The sequence below is a fragment of the Geobacillus vulcani PSS1 genome (genome assembly GCF_000733845.1).
Taxonomy (GTDB): domain Bacteria; phylum Bacillota; class Bacilli; order Bacillales; family Anoxybacillaceae; genus Geobacillus; species Geobacillus vulcani.
This window is the reverse complement of sequence record NZ_JPOI01000001.1, coordinates 618,641-638,658: the sequence shown is the minus strand read 5'-3', so window position 1 is coordinate 638,658 and position 20,018 is coordinate 618,641. Positions and strand designations below refer to the sequence as shown.

15 protein-coding genes and 1 pseudogene are annotated in these 20,018 nt (G+C 51.7%); 12 read left to right on the top strand and 4 right to left on the bottom strand.

Annotation, left to right across the window (positions count from 1 at the left end):
- Nucleotides 1-115: 115 nt before the first annotated feature.
- From N685_RS0103510 to N685_RS18810, 5 genes and pseudogenes are all read left to right on the top strand, one after another.
- Entirely contained in the window at nt 116-997 is an 882-nt protein-coding gene (locus tag N685_RS0103510) for an NADH dehydrogenase (protein WP_031405921.1), read from the top strand.
- A gap of 720 nt (nt 998-1,717) precedes the next feature.
- Entirely contained in the window at nt 1,718-2,419 is a 702-nt protein-coding gene (locus tag N685_RS0103500; protein WP_031405917.1) for a hypothetical protein, read from the top strand.
- Nucleotides 2,420-2,431: 12 nt separating this feature from the next.
- Nucleotides 2,432-3,085, top strand: coding sequence for an ABC transporter ATP-binding protein (locus tag N685_RS0103495; RefSeq protein ID WP_031405914.1), 654 nt, complete (start codon nt 2,432-2,434; stop codon nt 3,083-3,085).
- A 47-nt stretch (nt 3,086-3,132) separates the two neighbouring features.
- Nucleotides 3,133-3,219 (top strand): annotated as a pseudogene (locus N685_RS20265) (response regulator transcription factor); the annotation flags it as partial.
- A 636-nt stretch (nt 3,220-3,855) separates the two neighbouring features.
- Nucleotides 3,856-4,089 (top strand): VanZ family protein, encoded by a 234-nt coding sequence (locus tag N685_RS18810; protein WP_272945228.1) that lies wholly within the window; start codon nt 3,856-3,858, stop codon nt 4,087-4,089.
- 284 nt (nt 4,090-4,373) lie between these two features.
- Here N685_RS18810 and N685_RS0103485 read toward each other — a convergent pair whose 3' ends face one another.
- From N685_RS0103485 to N685_RS0103470, 4 genes are all read right to left on the bottom strand, one after another.
- The gene (locus tag N685_RS0103485) at nt 4,374-5,003 is read right to left on the bottom strand and encodes an ABC transporter permease (protein ID WP_031405912.1); all 630 of its coding nucleotides are present in this window, start codon (nt 5,001-5,003) and stop codon (nt 4,374-4,376) included.
- Between the two features lie 504 nt (nt 5,004-5,507).
- Nucleotides 5,508-6,635: an ABC transporter ATP-binding protein gene (locus N685_RS0103480; protein WP_031405910.1), complete on the bottom strand. Its 1,128-nt coding sequence runs from the start codon at nt 6,633-6,635 to the stop codon at nt 5,508-5,510.
- 16 nt (nt 6,636-6,651) lie between these two features.
- Nucleotides 6,652-7,536, bottom strand: a complete 885-nt coding sequence (locus N685_RS0103475; RefSeq protein ID WP_031405908.1) for a glycine betaine ABC transporter substrate-binding protein — start codon at nt 7,534-7,536, stop codon at nt 6,652-6,654.
- Nucleotides 7,537-7,990: 454 nt separating this feature from the next.
- Nucleotides 7,991-8,554: a coiled-coil protein gene (locus N685_RS0103470; RefSeq protein ID WP_031405906.1), complete on the bottom strand. Its 564-nt coding sequence runs from the start codon at nt 8,552-8,554 to the stop codon at nt 7,991-7,993.
- A gap of 146 nt (nt 8,555-8,700) precedes the next feature.
- Here N685_RS0103470 and N685_RS0103465 point away from each other — a divergent pair, with 146 nt between their 5' ends.
- From N685_RS0103465 to N685_RS0103440, 7 genes are all read left to right on the top strand, one after another.
- The gene (locus N685_RS0103465) at nt 8,701-10,212 is read left to right on the top strand and encodes a TIGR02677 family protein (protein WP_031405904.1); all 1,512 of its coding nucleotides are present in this window, start codon (nt 8,701-8,703) and stop codon (nt 10,210-10,212) included.
- Nucleotides 10,196-11,134, top strand: a complete 939-nt coding sequence (locus N685_RS18260) for a TIGR02678 family protein (protein ID WP_237746869.1) — start codon at nt 10,196-10,198, stop codon at nt 11,132-11,134. The genes N685_RS0103465 and N685_RS18260 overlap by 17 nt, the downstream gene beginning before the upstream one ends.
- Nucleotides 11,073-11,354: a DUF2398 family protein gene (locus tag N685_RS19960; protein WP_237746868.1), complete on the top strand. Its 282-nt coding sequence runs from the start codon at nt 11,073-11,075 to the stop codon at nt 11,352-11,354. Before N685_RS18260 ends, N685_RS19960 begins: the two co-directional genes overlap by 62 nt.
- Nucleotides 11,354-15,472 carry a TIGR02680 family protein gene (locus N685_RS0103455; RefSeq protein WP_031405902.1) on the top strand — a complete coding sequence of 1,373 codons (4,119 nt, stop codon included), beginning with the start codon at nt 11,354-11,356 and terminating at the stop codon, nt 15,470-15,472. The genes N685_RS19960 and N685_RS0103455 overlap by 1 nt, the downstream gene beginning before the upstream one ends.
- On the top strand, nt 15,469-16,689 hold the full coding sequence (locus N685_RS0103450) for a TIGR02679 family protein (RefSeq protein ID WP_031405900.1): 1,221 nt from the start codon (nt 15,469-15,471) through the stop codon (nt 16,687-16,689). Before N685_RS0103455 ends, N685_RS0103450 begins: the two co-directional genes overlap by 4 nt.
- A 644-nt stretch (nt 16,690-17,333) precedes the next feature.
- Nucleotides 17,334-18,242 (top strand): RpnC/YadD family protein, encoded by a 909-nt coding sequence (locus N685_RS0103445; protein WP_031405898.1) that lies wholly within the window; start codon nt 17,334-17,336, stop codon nt 18,240-18,242.
- Nucleotides 18,243-18,948: 706 nt separating this feature from the next.
- Nucleotides 18,949-20,004 (top strand): DmpA family aminopeptidase, encoded by a 1,056-nt coding sequence (locus tag N685_RS0103440; RefSeq protein ID WP_031405896.1) that lies wholly within the window; start codon nt 18,949-18,951, stop codon nt 20,002-20,004.
- The last annotated feature ends 14 nt before the right edge of the window (nt 20,005-20,018 follow it).

The window sequence follows — 20,018 nt, the reverse complement described above, 5'->3', positions numbered from 1 at the left end:
GATGTTGAAGGTTTTTCTATTTGAGAAATAATGATGAAAGCGGTATTCCCTCTTGAATTACCGTTCGTCTAGAGCGTAGATAAGAAAACGGTTTATTGATGGGGGAGAGGAGAGAATGTATATCGAGTTGCGGAAACTGCTAAAAAATAGAAATCTTTACATCAGCGTAGCCTGCCTGCTGCTGCTTGTCATCGGCGCCGTTGTGTTGGGAGTGAAAGATTATCGTGAAAATGTGCAGTTGCTTGAACGAATTTACCACGACAATCCAAATGTTTTCGCCTTGGCATCGCCTCACCTTGAATGGGTTGGTCTAGGAGGCTTCCACTTTAACGTACTCTCATCTCTATATTACTTCCTTTTCCCCCTATTGTTGTCGATCCCATTGGTGGATTCGATTGATCGTGAACGAAAGAGCGGAAATGTTCATTATCAATTGACACGGATGGGAAGAGGAGCTTATTACCGAAGGAAGTTTATGTTTACCTATATCAGCGCTTTTTTCTTGTTCCTCCTTCCTCTTGTGCTGGGAGTTGTGCTGGTGAATCTGTTGACGAATCATTGGGATTATTCGAGCTTTTCCCAGGCATATCGGCAATTGATCGCTGGGACGCTGCCGCTGCCGGACAACTCATTTGAGGGAGAAAAGAAAACGCTTTTTTCATCTTTGCTGGAGATCTCCCCTTATTGGTATACACTCGTTTATTATGTAATCGGGGGGCTATTTGCCAGCGGTTACGTCTGCCTTGGTTTAGGATGTTCCTTGTTGTTGAAAAATCGGTATTTGATTACGTTGATGCCACAAATCATTTATATGCTTTGTTGGGCGGTGCTGACCATCATCGGCCAACTTGCTTGGGATCCGTTTAATTTCTTACTTCCTTCACAACCAGTAGAAGGATTGTCCTATTGGAAAATGGCCATCGTGTTTGTCCTCCAATTGTTGATCGCGGTAGGGGTATTTTCGTATGGAGTGAAGAAAAGTGAAGATGTTCTGTAAACAGAGCTTTTTTTTCATTTGGCAAGATGTAACGTTGCATCGAACCGTCATCAAGACCGTTCTAGGCGTCATTGCCTTGTTGATGTTTGCAGCCGTCCTGCCATGGGGATCAATCACGATTGGCAAATGGCATAGTCTAAAAGAGTTTATCTTGCTCTATCGGTATGAATTTTTCCATCTGCCTGCTTTTTTATTTCTTTTAGGTTCAATGTTGCGAACCAATACGTGGATGATCCTAAGAAGATACCGCACCCGGGGACAGATTGGGATGCATAAAGCGCTACTCGTCCTCGCCTTAGCTGTCTGTATGTCTCTTTGGGTTGTCGCAGTAGGCGGATTATGTACAACGTTGGTGAAATATATCATATATCCCAACATAAAGAACGTCCATGCGGCTTTTTTATACGTGCCATATCGTGGGGACAAAAGCTCGTTCCTTTATTTTCTTATTACGTATTTTTTGCTCACAGCGATATTCGGGTTGATGTTTGTGATGCTAACCGATTTTTGGGTGAACCGTTTTTTCAGCGTCGTAACGGTTATCACACTGGCCATATTGGATATGTTCACCTTCAAGATGATACCATACGTATTTTACATCAGTGAGAGAGTGTCTCCCGTTTGGACAATCCTAGTTTTCGTTTTGATGATGTTGCTGTTGATCCATATGATTCGGTTTTCGTCAAACAACAAAAACTACTATGTTCAGGATGATCTTTTATGAAACGAATGGATTTGGAGTTTACTCTCATCAAAATGGAGTTCAAAAAAATTATGATTACCTGCCTTTTGTTCCCACTGTTGGGCACCATGATGTCCATCAGGTCAGAGGCGTTTTCTTCCCAACACCTATCGGAGTTGTTCGTCCGCTTATTCGGAGCGGTGACGATCTCAAATTGGATGTATTGGCTGATGTTTTGTTTCGGCTATGTGGTGTTGCTCCAAATCGTTTGGAAAAAACGTGATAAATATTTTGAACATACACTGTTCATTTTGTTAAGGGATACGACGTCGTACACGATGGCTAGGCTGCTGGCAGGTGTTCCGTTTACATTGGTGTATGTATTGGCGGCGTTTTTGATCGCTAGCGTTTTCGGTCTCTTTGTGTCGCGTATGGTGGTTTCGTTTGACCGTTCGTTAGTGGTCATGTTCATTTGCATCGCTGTGAATTTGTATTGGCATGCCAGCGTGTGGATGTGTTTGAAGGTGCACGCGACGAATCATTTGGCCAATGCCGTCATTCTCGCTTTGTTTTTTATAGGCGTGAAGCAGCCAATGGCTTTCGTTCCCTTATACTACAGCATGGCCGATCACTTGCGGGGCGGCCTTATCGTGTGGTTGGCTCTGTTTGTGGAGCTCTTGTTGATTGGTCTGTTCGGGTATTGGACGGTCAAAAGAGTGAAGAACGCGGATTATATCTAGGAGGGGTTCGATATGAAGGCGATCGTCTTGTCCAATGTTTCCAAAACGATAAAAGGAAGAGAAGTGTTGCGCCATATCAACTTGGAATTGGAAAAAGGAAAGATTTATGGATTCGTCGGGCCGAACGGATCAGGGAAAACGATGTTATTCCGAGTCATCAGTGGATTGGTGAAGCCGTCCACCGGCACGGTGGCGGTATTTGGCCAGACGTTGCACCAAGATGTATCCTTTCCGAGCGATATTTCTGTTTTATTGGAAAAACCAGGTTTCCTTGAACAATACTCAGGATTCGATAATTTGCATTTTTTAGCCATGATTCAAAACAAAATCGGCGAGCGCGAGGTAAAAGAGGCAATGGAGCGGGTAGGGTTGGATCCGCATGATAAAAGGCCGGTGAAAGCCTACTCTCTTGGAATGAGACAAAGACTGGCTATCGCACAGTGCATCATGGAGAAGCCGCAGTTGATGTTGCTCGACGAACCGATGAATGCTTTGGATGAAAAATCAGTGGATCAAGTGTACCAAATGATTCGGGAAGAAAACAAAAGAGGCTGCACCATTTTGTTGACGTCTCACAACAAGGTGGACATCCAGTCATTATGCCACGAAGTGTATGCAATGAATGAAGGGATGATTACCGGTATGACCCATATTGCGTCAGAATGACCGTCATGGGTGTCATGTCGAAATTCGCGAATATGGGGGAGCAAAAGATGAACAAAAAGAAAATTTTAGTTATCGACGATGAGGAAGACATTTGCTGTACAATCAAACAATATTTGGAGCTTCATCATTATCAAGGTTCATCACCAAGAGCTGTACTTGATTGACTTTTATAGACGAACATGATGGCTGTATTGCCTGTATACATGCTCATGAAACGATTCACCTTCGCATAACCGGTACACACCCCGGTGATTCTGTTCCTAAGGAAACCAATGGAAAACGGGCAACATCACCGACGATCGGTTTGCACCATTTGCGAGAATCCGGGGGGCAAGTTATGGTGTCGCAAGATGTTTCAACTGGAGACACGCTGTTGGAAGCACCATTTCCCCTTAAATCACCGCCCTGCTGGGCATGACGATTTAGACGGATGAGATTTTTCGCTTCAGTTTCTTTTGTTGATGAAAAAGGGGGGATTTAAATGGGATTGGACGGTTGTTTTAGGGATTGCAACGATTACGTCGCTTCCTTTTTATCCATCCTTTGTCTTTGTAGTCCCCATTTATATGGGAGCAATGGGATATTATGCAGGAAGACGACTATGTGCTAAATGGCGTTAGATGAAGGAAACGGATGAGTTTGAGCCGTAGTGTTCAACTCGCCCGAGTGGCAAAGGTCATTTGGAGGTGCATTCCAAGAACTGGAATGCAAGCAAAGAATAAAGGAGCTGAAGCAGTAAATGATTCGAAAAACCATCACGGTTTGCACGTATCAAACCGTTTCTTCTCCTTGCCCTGCTCGTTTCGAGCGGCATTGAATCCGTTCAATTTTTGACAGCGTTGATGGATGGAAAATTTGCTGAATACCCTAGCGAACGAAGCTTTGATGTTGATGATATCATTTTGAACATGAGTGGAGCGGTTATCGCGTTTGGTCTGTACCAATTATGGGGGCGCATGAAAAACTTGATTTCTCGATCACACCGCTCGTCACCGAACCGTTGAGGGCATACATGCAGTCATCACGTTGTTTGGGGGGTGTCAATGATCACTTTCTTTATCGATTTGAAAGCGAATGAGCCCATGTATGATCGGCGATGATCTGTCTCTGATCAACTTGATTCTAAACGTTTTATGGCGGGGACCATTGGACGTGTGTGGCAAAATGAATTTGTCCTTGAATACCTGCGCAGCAATACGATGGGATTTTATTTTTCAAATCTGTTTCCCTGGCTTACTTTTTTGACGTTTCTGAGACGACCGAGAGAGGAAAGAAGCCAAAGGGCTGATCACAGCCCTTTGGGTGTCACTTTCTTTTCTATTTTTCGCAGCAGCCAGTCGAAGGCAATCGCCAAAATGGCGGCTGGGATGGCGCCGGCGAAAATCAAGTTTTTGTCGGCGATGCGCAGGCCGCGGTCGATCAAGTCGCCAAGCCCCCCGGCGCCGATAAACGTCGCCAAGGCGGCGACGCCGATCGTCAGCACCGTCGCGGTGCGCACGCCGGCCATAATGACGGGAAGCGAGAGGGGAAGCTCGACCATCCATAAAATTTGCCGCGATGTCATCCCCATCCCTCGTCCGGCATCAACGAGCGCCGGGTCGACGCCAAGAATGCCGGTGTACGTGTTGCGCAAAATCGGAAGCAAGGCATAAAGCGTCAAGGCGATGATCGCCGGCAGTTTGCCGATGCCGAAAATCGGCAGCATAAACCCAAGCAGCGCCAAGCTCGGAATCGTTTGGATGATGGCGGCGATGCCGATGATCGGCTCGGCGAGTTTGCGATATCGCGTCAACACGACGCCGAGCGGCACGGCCACCGCGATGGCAATGCCCATGGCAATCGCGGATAACAGCACGTGCTCTTGAAAAGCGATCCAAATCTCTTCTCGTCGCTCAATAAACGTTTGCAATAATTCCATTGTATCCCTCCTTGGTGAAAAAGCAGTGGACGCGCATCGTCGTCTTCCTTGTTGAAAAAACGGTGACGGATGAGCCGCTGCTATCATGCTCTTCCCTCTTTGGTGAAAAAGAGGCGGTGGGCCAACCGCCTCCTTGTCATCGGCGGAATTCAGCCGCCAATGGAGGATTGTTTCCCCGTCGTATTCTGAAGGGGAAGTTGCGGCCACGCCGGTCAGCTGCCAACGGGAGAAGTGTTTCCCATCGCCTGTTTTTGGGCGAGCGGCTATCGAGCCAATCACGCCAGATTCGCTTTTGATGTGCGGCCGTCTTCCATCCGTCCACAAGACTAGAAGGTTGGTGAAAAACAGCTGGTTCCCCTGGTTGATGAGTGAACATGTGAAAAGTAGAACCGATGCTACAAGGTTTTTTATTTGAGAAATGATATTGTGAAGCGGCATGCTCCCGTAAATCACTGGGCCTGTGGGGGAACTGGAAACCTCCCCCTCTGCCCATGGTTGATGTCTTTATGCGTGCTGCTGGAACGTCCACTCAGCGAGCGCGCGCATCATGCTGGAGCGCGTAATGCCGCCGACAAGGCGATCGCCATCGAGCACCGGAATGATGCGTACATCCGGGTCTTGGAACAAGGCGGCGACGTCTGTCACATCCGCTTCTTTCTGTAATGTCGTCACATCGTAATCGGCGATGTCGGCGACAAGCAAATGTTCCTCATTGTATCGTTGCTCGATTTGTTTGAGCGTCACGATGCCAAGAAACGATTGCTTTTTATCGACGACGACCAAACTGTCGACTTTTCGCGCCTTCATCAGCCGGAACGCTTCGGCCAAGCCGCGCCGCGGTGCGATCGTGGCGACGGCGTCGGACATTAAATCTTCCGCTGTCGGCACGGCCGTCTGGCGGGTCAGCAGACGGTCTTCACCAATAAACTCGCGGACGAAGGAGTTCGCCGGCCGCCGAAGCATTTGGTCCGGCGTCGCAAACTGGACGACTTCCCCGTCTTTCATCAGCGCAATGCGATCAGCGATTTTAATCGCCTCGTCCATATCGTGGGTGACAAAGACGATCGTTTTGCGAATTTCTTCTTGCAAGCGGACGATGTCATCTTGCAGCTGTTCGCGGCTGATCGGGTCGAGGGCGCTGAACGGCTCATCCATCAAAATAATATTCGGTTCCGCGGCCAACGCGCGGACGACGCCGACGCGCTGCTGTTGGCCGCCGCTGAGCTCTGACGGGTAGCGGTGCTTGAACGTCGCTGGATCCAAGCCGACGAGGTCAAGCAACTCATCGACCCGCTTTTCATAGGCGCTTTTTTCCCATTTTTTCAGCTTCGGCACGAGCGCGATGTTTTCCGCGATCGTCATATGTGGAAACAGCCCGATTTGCTGGATGACGTAGCCGATGTTGCGGCGCAGTTCGACCGGGTCAAGCGTAGAAATGTCTTGCCCATCGATATACACGGTTCCCGACGTCGGCTCGATCAACCGGTTGATCATTCGCATCGTCGTCGTTTTTCCGCAGCCGCTCGGTCCGATGAGGGCGACAAGCTCGCCTTTGCGGATTTCAAGATTGATATTTTTTAAGGCGACAAATCCATCCTCATACTGTTTTGTGACGTTTTCAAATCGAATCATCCACATTCCTCACTTTCTAGTCGATCAGTCCTTCCGATTTCAAAAAGTCTATCGCCACTTCGCGCGGCCGTTTTCCTTCCAAATTCACTTCGCCGTTCAGTTCCATCATTTTTTCGTCCGTTACAATGTTGGCCAGTTTGTTCAACGCTTCCTCGAGTCCTGGGTTGGCGTCCAACACGTCTTGGCGGATGATCGGCACGGCGTGGTATGGCGGGAAGTAATGTTGGTCATCCTTGAGCACGACGAGGTCGTATTTTTTGATGCGGGCATCCGTCGTGTAGGCTGTGATGACGTCAATCTCTCCGTTTTTCGCCGCTTCGTATTGCAAGTCCGGATCGATGTTGACCGTTTTTTTGAATTGGAATCCGTACGTATCGACAAGCCCGTCATAGCCGTCGCTTCGCTCAAAAAACTCGGCGTCTGACCCAAAGGTGAGGGAAGACGAGTGGTTCGCTAAATCGGAGTACGTTTTGACCCCGAGCTTTTCGGCAAGGTCTCTCCGCATCGCCAATGCGTACGTATTGTTAAATCCGAGTGGTTTGAGCCAAGCGATGTTGTACTTTTCCTTATATAACTTCTTCGTTTCATTATAGATTTGTTCGGGCGTTTTTGCGGGATCGTACGGCTGTTTTAAAATGTTCAAATACCCTGTTCCCGTGTACTCGACGTACATGTCGACGTCTCCATTTTCAATGGCTTGCTGGAGCATAAAGGCGCCGCCTAGACTGTCCTTCACTTCCACGTCCAAATCGGTGTTGGCCTTCACATACTCAGCCAATAAGTGCGTCAAAATCACCTGCTCGGTAAATTTCTTTCCGCTAATCACAATGTGCCCTTTCGCATCACGTTTCCCGCTGCAGGCGGCCAGTCCGAACACAAGCCCGACAGCAAGCAATGACATGAACCATTTACGCAAAACGATTCCTCCTTTTTTGGGTCCGAAAATGCCGGTAAAAAGATCCATCCGACCTGTTAAACACCCGGATGATGGTTTAGAAAGGTTTTCCTTATTTGGAAAAATGTTGGACAGCAGTTCTCCCTTTGCATCACCAGCCTTCTAACGTAAGGGGAAAAAGCAACAAAACGACACGGAGGGAAAACGTCACAAAAATAGGGTAACGCAAATTGGGTCCGATTGGCAAATTTGGTATCAGCCGATCTATCCGCGTTTGGCTGCTTCTCACCTTGAGAACCGTTCTCTCCGCCGCGATGCTTACAAATGCTCGGGAATGCGCCCCAATCCTCCCGAATCCTCCGAATTCGAGATGTTCGAGTCAAATGGAATAAAAAACCAGCTGCGGTAAGCAGCCGGATCCATCGAAACGAGTGGGTTCATGATCTGTTGAGGAATCATCTTACGCATGAACGAGGCGGTGAAGAATGCTTTCGGTTTTGAAGACGCGGGCGTTGAGGACATGCAGTCCCGCTTCATGTTCGGCGAGAGCCGGCAACACCTTGTCTTCGAGGATCGATGTGACGTGGGTGAGGTCGCCTTTCATTTGGTGGAGGTCGTTAGCCATCGCCTCATATTTCGCGGTCAGCACTTCCTGCCCATGGCGAAGCGCTTCGGCAATCGCCTTCGTTTCCGTCGTGCGTTCGTAAAGCAAATCGATGCGCTGTTCCAGCGTGGTCGTCCGCTCATTCAATTGGGCGAATTGCTGCTCAAGAGCGCTCGTCCGCTCATTCAATTGGGCGAATTGCTGTTCAAGAGCGCTCGTCCGTTCATTCAACTGGGCGAATTGCTGCTCAAGAGCGTTCGTTCGTTCATTCAACTGAGCGACTTGTGTCTCGAGCGCGCTTGTTCGTTCATTGAGCTGAGCGACTTGTCCCTCTAAAGCGCCGACTCGCCGTTCGAGCGACTCGACTGCCGCGCGCGTTGCTTTCACCTCGTGCAAAATTTCCCGCAATAGCGCTTCCATGTCGATTCACCTCCTTTTCGTCTCTATTTTACAAAAAAGGGGCATGGATGGCGAGAAAAATTCGGAAAAATAGCTTTCACTAGCCAAAGGAAGAATGCAATCGTTACAATAATAATTAGGAAAAAGAGAGGAAAAGGTGGACGAGGATGGATGCTTCTTGGTTGAAGCCGATTGTCGAAACAAAGTATTTGTCGGCGGAAAATGCGCACCGTTACCGCGCGATTTTGCGGTATTTCTACATTCAGCACGAACGGATGCGGCAATATTTGTTCCCTGAAGAAGTGTATGCGTTTTTGAAACAGCATGCCGAATTTGCCGATTATACTGAGGATGATTTGCAGCAAGACCTCGATCAGCTTGTCAAATGGAACAATTTGATCGCCCGCCAAGAGACTTCCCATGTACGGACGATCGAGGAATTTAAGAAAAAGCGGTTTCGTTATCAATGCAGCCCGTACACAGTGGAAATAGAGCGAATGATTCGCACGCTCGAACAGTTGGGCGACTCGTTTGGCGGTTCGCTCGAGAAAACACGGTTTGACCGTCTGTACGCCTCCCTTTCTCGCATGGAAACGATCATATCTGCTAATTTCCAAGAAAAACCGGACGAAATACACCAAGTGTGGGAGGAGACGTTTGATTATTTCAAAAAAATCATTCACCATTCGGCTGATTATATCGCCTATTTGCATAGCGAAAATTTGGAAGAACGGATGACGGCGGAATCGTTTCTCGTTTACAAGGAACAATTTACCGCTTATTTGCGTGATTTTATCGTCGCCTTACAGAAGACGTCGATGCAAATTGAGAGGCTGTTGGAAGACCTTCCAGACGAAGGGGTGGACCGGTTCATTGAGCACGTAGTCGATTATGAGCGGTCGATTCCACGCTTTGCCGAGAGCGCCCCGTCGCGCGCCGAATGCATCGAAGAAAAGCGCGAGACGTGGCGCAGTTTGCGCGAATGGTTTTTAGGTCGGGACGGCCACGAAAGCGAGCTGGCGTTTTTGCAGCATCAGACGAATGAAGCGATTCGTCGCTTGACGCGCATCGTGCAGCGGCTTGGTGAGCGGCATCACCACTTTCGCAGCCGCAAAGGCGATTATTTGCACTTGGCACGCTGGTTTTCGCAACTGTCTTCGATCGAAGAGGCGCACTGTTTGTCAGCGGTCGTGTTCGGCTGCTTCCATACGAAACATCTGATCGCAGACAATGAGGCGACAGATGATATGTATCGCGATGTTTGGGAAGAGGCGCCGATGGAATGGGTGACGAAGCCGCGCGTGCGCCATTATGGAGAAAAGAAGAAACCGCAGGCGATCGAGGAGAAAAAACGGGAAAAAGAAGAAGCGCGCCGCCGCTATTTGGAGGAGAAAGCACGCGAGGAAGCCGAACTGAAACAGCTGGTGAAAGACGGAAAAATTGTGCTGGCCGAACTCGGCGAAGTGACCCCGTACGTACGGAAGACATTGCTCGCCTGGATCGCCAAAGCCATGGGGAAAGAACAGCCAACTGTGAAAACAGAGAACGGCTGGGACATCCGCATTGTTCGTCGGGACGACACGATTTGCCTTCATGCTGAAGACGGAACGCTTGTGATGCCCAACTACGAAATCGAAGTGATGGCGAAAGGAGGGAGCGAAGATGGAGGCGTCGTTTGATGACAAAGCAAAAGAAGCCTTGGCGGCGCTGTTTGAACAATTTTGGATCGTCCGCGACGCCGACCCGGAACGGTATCAGCTTGTCCGCGAACGCGAACACGTGCTCAAAAGATACGTCGAGGAGAAGTTTGGCTACCGATTGATCGTGCACCGGCATTTCGCGAAGCTCGAAAAAATTCCGGCTGAGCCGGAGCCGTGGATGGGGATTCCGTCGTTTCAAGAGCCGCTCGATTACGCGCTGTTTTGCTGCTTGATGGCGTATGTTGAAAGCAAGGCGGTTGAAGAAAAATTTTTGCTTTCCGATGTATGCGAGGAAATCCGCTCCATGTATCCGGGCGATGTGCCGGTCGATTGGACGAACTATTCGCATCGGCGCGCGCTCATTCGCGTGCTGAAAGCAGCGGAACAAATCGGGCTGATCCGTCGGATGGATGGAGAGATTGAAGCGTTCGCGCAACATGCGGACGAAGAAGCGCTTTATGAAGTGCCGGTGTTGGCGCGCTATTTTATGCGCACGTATCCGAAAGACTTGCTGCAATATACGTCGATTGACGAACTGTTGGCGGAAGAATGGAAAGCAGCGCCGCAAGATTACCGGCGCCATCGTCTGTACCGGAAGCTGTTTTTATCACCGGCTGTGCACCGAACAGAAGGCGACGAGCAAGATTTTTATTACTTGCGCAACTTCCGGCATCGGCTGCGTGAGGATATTGAGTCCCATACGCCGTTTCGTTATGAGCTGTACAAAAACGTCGCCATGTTGACGATTCCGGAACGGCAGGCGCCGTATACGCTCTTTCCTGATCTAAAAGGAACGTCTGACATCATCCTTACATTTTGCTGCCGTTGTCCGCGAGCGGTTGGCATCCTTTCCGCCGGACGAGTACGGGCGCCTTTGGCTGACGCCGGCGCAGTTTTCTGAATGGCTCGCCGATACGAAGCGTCGTTACGGAGCTGGATGGGGGAAGACGCATCGCGAAGCATCGCTTGCGGAGTTAGCTCGCGAGGTGTTGGCGGAGTTGAAAGCATGGCGAATGGCAGACACGGATCCCGAGACGGGCATGGTCGTCCTCTACCCGCTCCTTGGGCGGCTGTGTGGGCGATACCCGGACGATTTTCAAGCGAAAGAGAGGGAACTATGATGGCGGATCGATGGATGTTGCATCGCGCGGGATTGATCAATTTCTGGTATTATGATGAACAATATTTTCATTTTGCCGACGGAAAGTTGTTTTTGCGCGGAAGCAATGGAGCGGGCAAATCGGTGACGATGCAAAGCTTGATCCCGGTGCTGCTTGACGGGAAAAAGACGCCCGACCGGCTCGATCCGTTCGGTTCGCGGGCGCGGCGAATGGAAGATTACTTGCTCGGGGAAAAAGATGTCGTCAACCGCGATGAGCGGACCGGTTATTTGTTTCTCGAATATAAGCGGACCGAAACCGATCAATATCTTACGACCGGCATCGGTTTGCGAGCGAAACGGCAAAAAAATCTTGACTTTTGGGGCTTTGTCATTTTGGACAACCGCCGCATCGGCCATGATGTTTACTTGTACAAAAAAGAAAAAACAGGCGAGAAAATTCCTTTGACAAAGCGCGAGCTCGCCGATGCGCTCGGCGCTGGGGGAACGGTGGTCGAGACGCAAAAAGAATATATGGAGCTGGTCAATAAGCATGTGTTCCGCTTCGAATCGCTCGAGGCGTTTCAAGAGTTGATCGAGCTGTTGATTCAATTGCGGAGCCCGAAGTTATCGAAAGATTTCAAGCCGACGGTGATTTACGAAATTTTGGAAAGCGCATTGCCGCCGTTAACCGATGAGGAATTGCGCCATTTGTCCGAGACGATTGAAAATATGGACCAAGCAAAGCAGCAGCTGGAGCAGCTCGAGCGCGATGCGCGGGCGCTCAAGCGGCTTTGCGACCACTACCGTCATTACAATGAATATATGATTGCCGAAAAAGCCGTGGAATACGAGAAAGCGGTCCAACGAGCCGAACAGCTCGCCGCTGAGCAGCGAACAAGGTCAGAAGAGGAGAACAAAGCGCGGCAGCGACTCAATGAGCTGGATGAGGAGATCACCCGCCTCAGCCGGGAAGAAGACGTGTTGCGTGCACGGGAAGTGGAGCTTGCGGGCCATGAAGTCTTTCAACAAGCCGAAACGTACGAAAAGTTAAAGGAACAGCAGCGCGACCTAGCGAGGCGGCGGGAGCGACAAGAGCGGGTGATCGAAGAGAAGGAGCGGCTTGAACGGCAGCGCCGCCATCAAATTGATGAGGCGGAAGCGCGCCTCGATGAGCTGGAACGGAAGGTGGAAGAGACGTTGGCGCAGTTGCGCGCCGACGCGGACGAAGGGGCGTTTGCCGGCCATAAAGTGAATGAAGACGATTTTCTCCGTCATCATCGTCAACAGCGCGAGTTTCCGTTTACGGTTTGGAAGCAGGAAGCGGACCGCCATGCGGAACGGCTGGAAGCGCTCGCCGACCTTTGGCGCCGTCATGAAGGACTGCAAGCGCGCTATGAAGAAGCAAGCAAAGAAGCGGGCGAACTGCAGCGGGAAGTTGACGAATGGCGGCATCAATACCGCAAATGGGACGAGCTGCTTGACCAAGAAAAAGAACGGTGGGAACAAGCGGTGCTCGTTTGGTTGGAGCGCGGCGGCGTCACGATGGACGAAGCGCGCATTCAGACGTTTTTGCGACAGACGGACGGCTTGTATGATCAATATTCCATCGATGACCTTAAACAGCCGTTCACGGCGGCGTATTACGATGCCGTCGGGAAGAAAAACGATGAAAAATGGCGGCTTGAACACGAAATGCGCTTGCTTGGCGACCAGCTCGCCGAGCGCGAGCAGGAGCTTCGCCATTGGCAGACGGAACAAGACCCAGAACCGGAACGCGATCCACAGACGGACGCCATGCGCACAGAATTGGAGCGGCAAGGAGTTGTTTCCGTTCCGCTGTATGCGGCAGTCGAATTTTTCGACCATGTGCCGGAGTCCGTCCGTGAACGGATCGAATCGGCGCTCGCCCATGCCGGACTGCTCGATGCGCTGATCATTGACCGCGATATGGCGGTGACGTATGACCGGGTGCTCGTCCCGAACCCGGTGCATATGGCTCATACGTTGGCCGATTATCTCCAGCCAGATGCAGGTGTCCCTGTCGCTGCGGAGCGGATTGATGCCGTGCTTCGCAGCATCGTCATTGCCGATGAGGCGCAAGACGGTGGCATGACGCTTAATGAAGCTGGACGCTATGCGCTTGGTCTCGTGCGCGGTCATGCGCCCGCCCGCGAGCGCGCCATGTTCATCGGCCGCACGGCAAGGCGGCGGTGGCGGATGGAGAAGATCGCTTCATTGGAAGAAGAGATCGCTTCCTTGCGGCAAGCGCTTGACCGCCTGCAGGCGGAACACAAAGCGGTGGAAGCTCATATATCCGCATTGGCGGAGTGGTTTGCCGCGTTTCCATCCGACCGCGATGTGCGCGCGGCGTTTGAGGAACGGGAGGAAGCGCGCCGCCGCGCGGAAAGCAAAGAGCGCGACTGGCAGCGGCAACAAGAAAAGGTATCCCGACTCGCTCGCGAGTGGCAGCACCTCAAGCAAACGTTGCGCGAGCAATCGGCAGGGCTTGACGTGGCGTTTTCCGTGGAAGGATGCGAACGAGCCCGATTAGCGATGAAATCGTATCTCCGCTTTTTGCATGAACTGGAAGTGCATGTTCGGGAAGCGCTCTATGTCGCGGCGATGATCACCCAGCAGCGTGAGCAGCTGCAGGAGCTTCGCGACGACATCGATGAGGCCAAAGGGGAGCGGAACCGCCTGCTCGATGAAGACGAACGTCTGGCGCTCCGCATGGACGAGATCGAACGAACGCTCCAACAAATGGGGGCGGATGACATTCGCGCGGAAATCGCCCGCGTGCGGGAGCGGCTCAGCACTCTGCGCGAGGCAGTTCCGCGTCTAGTCAACGAGCGGGCGCGGACCGAACAGCGCCTCGCCCGTCTCGCCGAAGAACGGGAACAAGGAGAGAAACGGGCAACGTTCGCTCGCGAGCTGGCCGCCGCATGGGAGCAGGCCTTTGCCCGTGAAGCGGCGCTCAAGTTGGTGGAGCTGGACCGTTCACGCCCGCTTCGCGAGCAGGCGAGCGAAGCGAAACAGCGGTATGGGGGAACGTTGAAAGACAGCCGCTCTTCGCTGCTGGCTCGGCTGAACACAATCTTTTTCCAAGAGTCATCCAATTTGACCGAATACCGGGCGACGTTCGAATCGCTGCCGTTCGAGGAGAAAGAATGGAGCATCGCGGCGCCGGATGACGAAATGGCGATGAAAGCAGCTGATTGGAGGGAAAAACAAGAGCGAAACGTCATTTTCCTTGACTACAAAGGGCAGCGTGCCACGCCGTCTGTCGTCTTGGCGGAAGTCGAGCGGGAAATCGCGTTGCAGCACGAGTATATGAAAGAACAAGACCGGGAACTGTACGAAGAAGTCATTTTAAAGTCGGTCGGCCGCATTTTGCGCAGCCGCATCCAACGCGCGGAGCGATGGGTGAACGACATGAACAAGCGGATGAGCGAAATCGATACGTCCTCGAGTCTCGCTCTATCCATTCAATGGAAGCCGAAAACGGCGGAGACGGAGGACGAGCTCGACACGAAAGAGCTGGTGGGGTTGCTGCGGATGGATTCACGGCTGCTCAAGGAGGAAGATTTGCAGCGGGTGACGAACCATTTCCGCTCGAAAATCGCCCGCGCCCGCGAACTGCTTGAGGAACGCGGCCAAGGCAACACGCTTCATCAAATTATAAAAGAAGTGCTCGACTATCGGAAATGGTTTTCGTTTACCCTCTACTATGAAAAAGAACACGAACCGAAGCGCGAACTGACAAACCAGCGCTTTTATCGGTTCAGCGGCGGGGAAAAAGCGTTGGCGATGTACATTCCGCTGTTTGCAGCGGCGTATTCACGCTATCAAGAAGCAGGCGATGATGCGCCGTACATCATCTCGCTTGATGAAGCGTTCGCCGGCGTCGATGAAAACAACATCCGCATGATGTTCGGCCTTGTTGAACAGCTCGGCTTTAACTACATCATGAACTCGCAGGCGCTTTGGGGTGATTACGACACCGTGCCGGCCCTGTCGATTTGCGAGCTCGTCCGTCCGCGCAATGCGCCGTTTGTCACCGTCATCCAGTATTATTGGAACGGGCGCATCAAACAGTTAGTAGCGAATGAGGAAGAATGGGAGTTGATCGAGACATGAACCGGGCCGAAGAGGCCGCCGCCTTTTTCCGTTCCGAGCCGGGCTTTCGCCGCTTGTTTGTCGAGATGAAGCGGAAATACGAGTCGCTCGGCCGTATTGGCGGCGTTGTCTCCTTGGCATCGTTCAGCGAGAACGAGCGCGAAGCCATCGCCGCCTTTTTCGGCCGAGACGTTTCCCGCGTTTCCCTGCCCGCCTTTGAACAGCAACTCGCACGAACACGGTTTGCCGGCGTTGGCCTCATCGAGCTGCTCGAGCGCTATTTTGGTGAGCCGCTCGTGCCGAAAAAAGAACAGCGCCAGGCGGCCGAAAAGGAGCGGGAGCAGTTTTTCGGCCACCTCGCCCACGAGCACCCTTGGCTTGAAGGCATTTGTGGCCAACGGTTCATCCAAGCAGCGTATGAGGCAAACCGCGAAGAGTTGGCGGCGGCGATCCGTCTTGTCGGCGCCGCCCTTCACCGCTTGCCGCTCGGCTCGTATGAGCGGCTTCCATTGTTTGCCCAGCACATCGCCGGTGATCCACACGCTTTTGACCTGTCAACGCTCCCCGGCAAGGTGTTGCTGTCGGCCTTGCAAGCGACCGTGCCAGGCGAGTGGGATGTGACCTCTGTAGAGAGCATCAATGAATTGCTGCAGTCCGTCGGCCTGCTCCGCGAGGATATTTTGAACTTTGCCACCTGCGCAAACTTGTTGGCCGAAACGAAGAAAGGCCCTCACCCGGTCTTCACCGCTGCCGTCGAAGCCAACAGCGCATTGAATGCACCGCTAAGGGACGTGTTGTCGCTCATTCGCGCCTATCCAGCCAACGGCGGCATCGTATACGTCGTCGAAAACGCGGGCGTTTTCTCGACCTTGCTTGACACTCGCGCCCCGCTTGTCTGCACGAACGGGCAAATGAATTTAGCGACGATGCGACTCCTTGATTTGCTCGCGGCTTCAGGCGCCAAGCTGCATTACTCCGGCGACTTTGACCCGGAAGGTTTGAAAATGGCCGACCGTTTTCTCGAGCGATACGGCTCAGCGGCTGTTCCATGGCGCTACAGCGTCGATGACTACTTCGCCGCCAACCCATCGGTTCACTTGCCTCCCGAGCGGCTCGCCAAACTCGCCTCCGTAGCGTCAGCGCCGCTGCAGTCAGTGAAAGAAGCGATGGCGAAAACGGAAAAAGCGGGATACCAAGAGGCGATCATCGGCCGACTGCTTCGAGACATAAAAAGTTAGCACTCGCCCCCGTTCATGCAAGTGTTGGCATTCCAATGTTTGTATTCGTCTTGCCCGCGATGGATGAGCAGGCGGCGCCCGGGTCTTATTCACCGCATGACGAGCGTTTGTCCTCGCTTAGGCAAACAGCAATCGGCAAACAAGGCAAGTCAAACGCCAGGAAGCAGTCTTCATTTGTCGTCGACCTCCAATCGTGCAAAAACCCCAGGGGGTCGACGACATTGGTTTTTGTCACTTGGCTTCTACAGCTATCACGGGTGAGTATGATTGACAGAATTTTTTGACCGTGTTATTCTGAAGGTAACCTAGGATGAAAAAGTTTGATATAACAGCGCTTTTTGGGGTTTTTATCGTACCTATGAGGGATTGAAACCCATATTTTGTAATCAAGAATACATCAATGTGTTTCATGGTTTTTATCGTACCTATGAGGGATTGAAACGATGAATTGCTTCAATATTTGACAGACGGAAAAAAAGTTTTTATCGTACCTATGAGGGATTGAAACTTTTGCGGAAAATTTTTCGTTTCAAATCGGGGTATTCGGTTTTTATCGTACCTATGACGAATTTCTCACTGTGAGCAGGATGCCGCCTTGAGGACGGCGAATAGAAAAAGAGAGACCGTCAAGGTGAGGTGATTGAATGGCGATTGACCATGATCGGCTGTTCAAAGAGCTGATCCGCACGTTTTTCGAAGAGTTTCTGCTCCTCTTTTTCCCCGACATGCACGAGCATATCGATTTCCACCATCTGTCCTTTTTATCCGAAGAGCTGTTTACCGATGTGACGGCCGGCGAAAAGTACCGCGTTGATTTGCTGGTCGAGACGAAGTTGAAAGGCGAAGACGGGCTGATCATCGTGCACGTGGAAACGCAAGGGTATGTCCAGCCGTCGTTTGCCGAGCGCATGTTCCTCTATTTCAGCCGCTTGTATGAAACCTACCGGACCCGCATCGTTCCGATCGCCGTCTTCCACTATGATTCCCTCCGCGAGGAACCGTCTGTGTTTTCGATGGAATTTCCGTTTGGCGAAGTGCTGCAGTTTCGCTTTTTTCCGGTGGCGCTGCGGAAGAAGCAGTGGCGGGAGTACATCCGGCACGACAACCCGGTTGCAGCTGCGTTGCTCAGTCAAAAGGGGTATACTGAAAGAGAGAAGGTGGAGCTGAAAAAAGAGTTTTTGCGCATGTTGGTGCGGTTGGAGCTCGATGAGGCGAGGCAGCGGCTGCTGCTTGGGTTTTTTGAGACGTACGTGAAGTTGACGGAGGAAGAGGAACAACAGCTGCAAAGCGAGGTGAAGGCGATGGAAACGAAAGAACGAGAGAAAGTGCTGGAGCTGATCATCTCCTACGAGCAAAAAGGGAAGAGAGAAGGGTTGGAAGAAGGGGTAAAACGCGGCCTTGAGCAAGGGATGAAGCAAGGAATGGAACAAGGCATGAAACAGGGAATGAAGCGGCTTATTCAGACGATGGCGCAAAAAGGGATGACGGCCGCCGAGATAGCCCGGTTGGTGGATCTTTCTGAAGAAGAGGTTCGAAATTTGCTGAGCGAGTAAGAGGAAAAGGGTGATCGATCTCACCCTAGTGTTTCCTGTTGAATGAGTAAGAGGAAAAGAAGAAGGCGGTCATCCACCGCCTTTTTTGTTCGGTGAAAATCGCACCAGTGAGTCGCGATTTTTTTCTGCTCTGTCAAAGATGCGGACGCCCAAATCTTCGATACGAGGAAGATCCAGATTAATGACTGCCCAGCCGACAGATGTAATACCGATATCAAGGCCGATTTTGTATCTTACTTCGATCCCCTCCCATAACGGAATAATGTAGTAAAAAAGACCTTAGCGTTTTCCGCTAAGGTCTTCGTTCGCCTAAGAGTGGGGAATGCCCGCCAAAAGAGGGCGATAGGCGATCCCCAACGCCGCGGGTCATTCTGCCCAAGCAGAAAGCCCTTATCATAGTAACCCTGAGATCATTGCTGTGGTATGATCCTATTACTATAATAATGAACATATTTGGAAAATGAAAGTTACTTTGGCTCTTCACCAAAAGTTGTACTTGACTGTTTCAAAACATGCCATACTTCCTTCTGGAAAGAAAAAACAGTAAATCAACGATTTTTATACATGGTGACACGAAAAGAAGTCTCACTTGTCAAGTACACGTTGTGGTGATGAACCGTTATTTTTCTATATTTTCTATACTTTCATGCTTTCTTTAAGTTATGATGGAAAGAGGAATGGATTTATGACAGGAGGCTTCCCATCGATGCGCCAAAAACTTCGCAATCTCGGGTTTTCGATCGGCACGCTTCCGACAGGGAAGCGGAATCAAATTACGGATGTGTCCGGCGTTCGGGTCGGGCATGTGACGATTCGTGAAGAGCGGGATGAACGGACGGTGGTCCGCACTGGGGTGACGGCGGTGCTGCCGCATGGGGGGAATTGGTTTTTAGAGAAGGTGCCGGCGGCGTGCTTTGTCCTGAACGGGTTCGGGAAAACGGTGGGGCTCATGCAAGTCGAGGAGCTGGGGACGATCGAGTCGCCGATTATGCTGACGAGTACGTTCAGTGTCGGCGCTGTCTGGCAAGGGACGCTTGAGTATATGATGGAGATGACGCCGGAGATTGGCGACACGGCCGGGTCTGTCAACATCGTGGTCGGGGAGTGCAATGACAGCTATTTGAACGCGGCGCGGGCGCTGGCGGTGACGAAGGCGCATGCGAAACAGGCGATTGCCGAAGCGCGGGTGGATATGGAAGAAGGAGCGGTTGGCGCGGGGACGGGCATGATGTGCTTCGGTTGGAAAGGAGGAGTCGGCAGTTCATCGCGGATCGCGGGCGGGATGTATACGGTCGGGACGCTTGTCGTGAGCAATTTTGGGCGGCGCGAAGAGCTGCGGTTTGTGCCGTATGTGCCGCCGTCGTTTGATGAGCGGGACGTGCCGCCTGGGTCGATTATGATGATCGTGGCGACCAATGCGCCGCTTGATGCGCGGCAATTGAAGCGGTTGGCGAAGCGGGCGGCGGTGGGGCTGGCGCGGACGGGGAGTCATGTTCATCACGGCAGCGGCGATATCGTCATTGCCTTTTCCACGGCATACACGATTCCGCATGTTGCCGATTCCGGGCATCAGGCGCTGCCGCCGCTTGTCCGCGATGATGCGCCGCTCATGAACGAGCTGTTTCAAGCGGCTGTTGAGGCGACAGAGGAAGCGATTTGGAACTCATTGACGATGGCGGAAACGACGACTGGGCGGAACGGGCGCGTTGGAGAGGCGATTCCGTATTCGCTGCTTCAGCGGATGAAATGGGCGGGGGAATAGAAGGGTAACCGTTG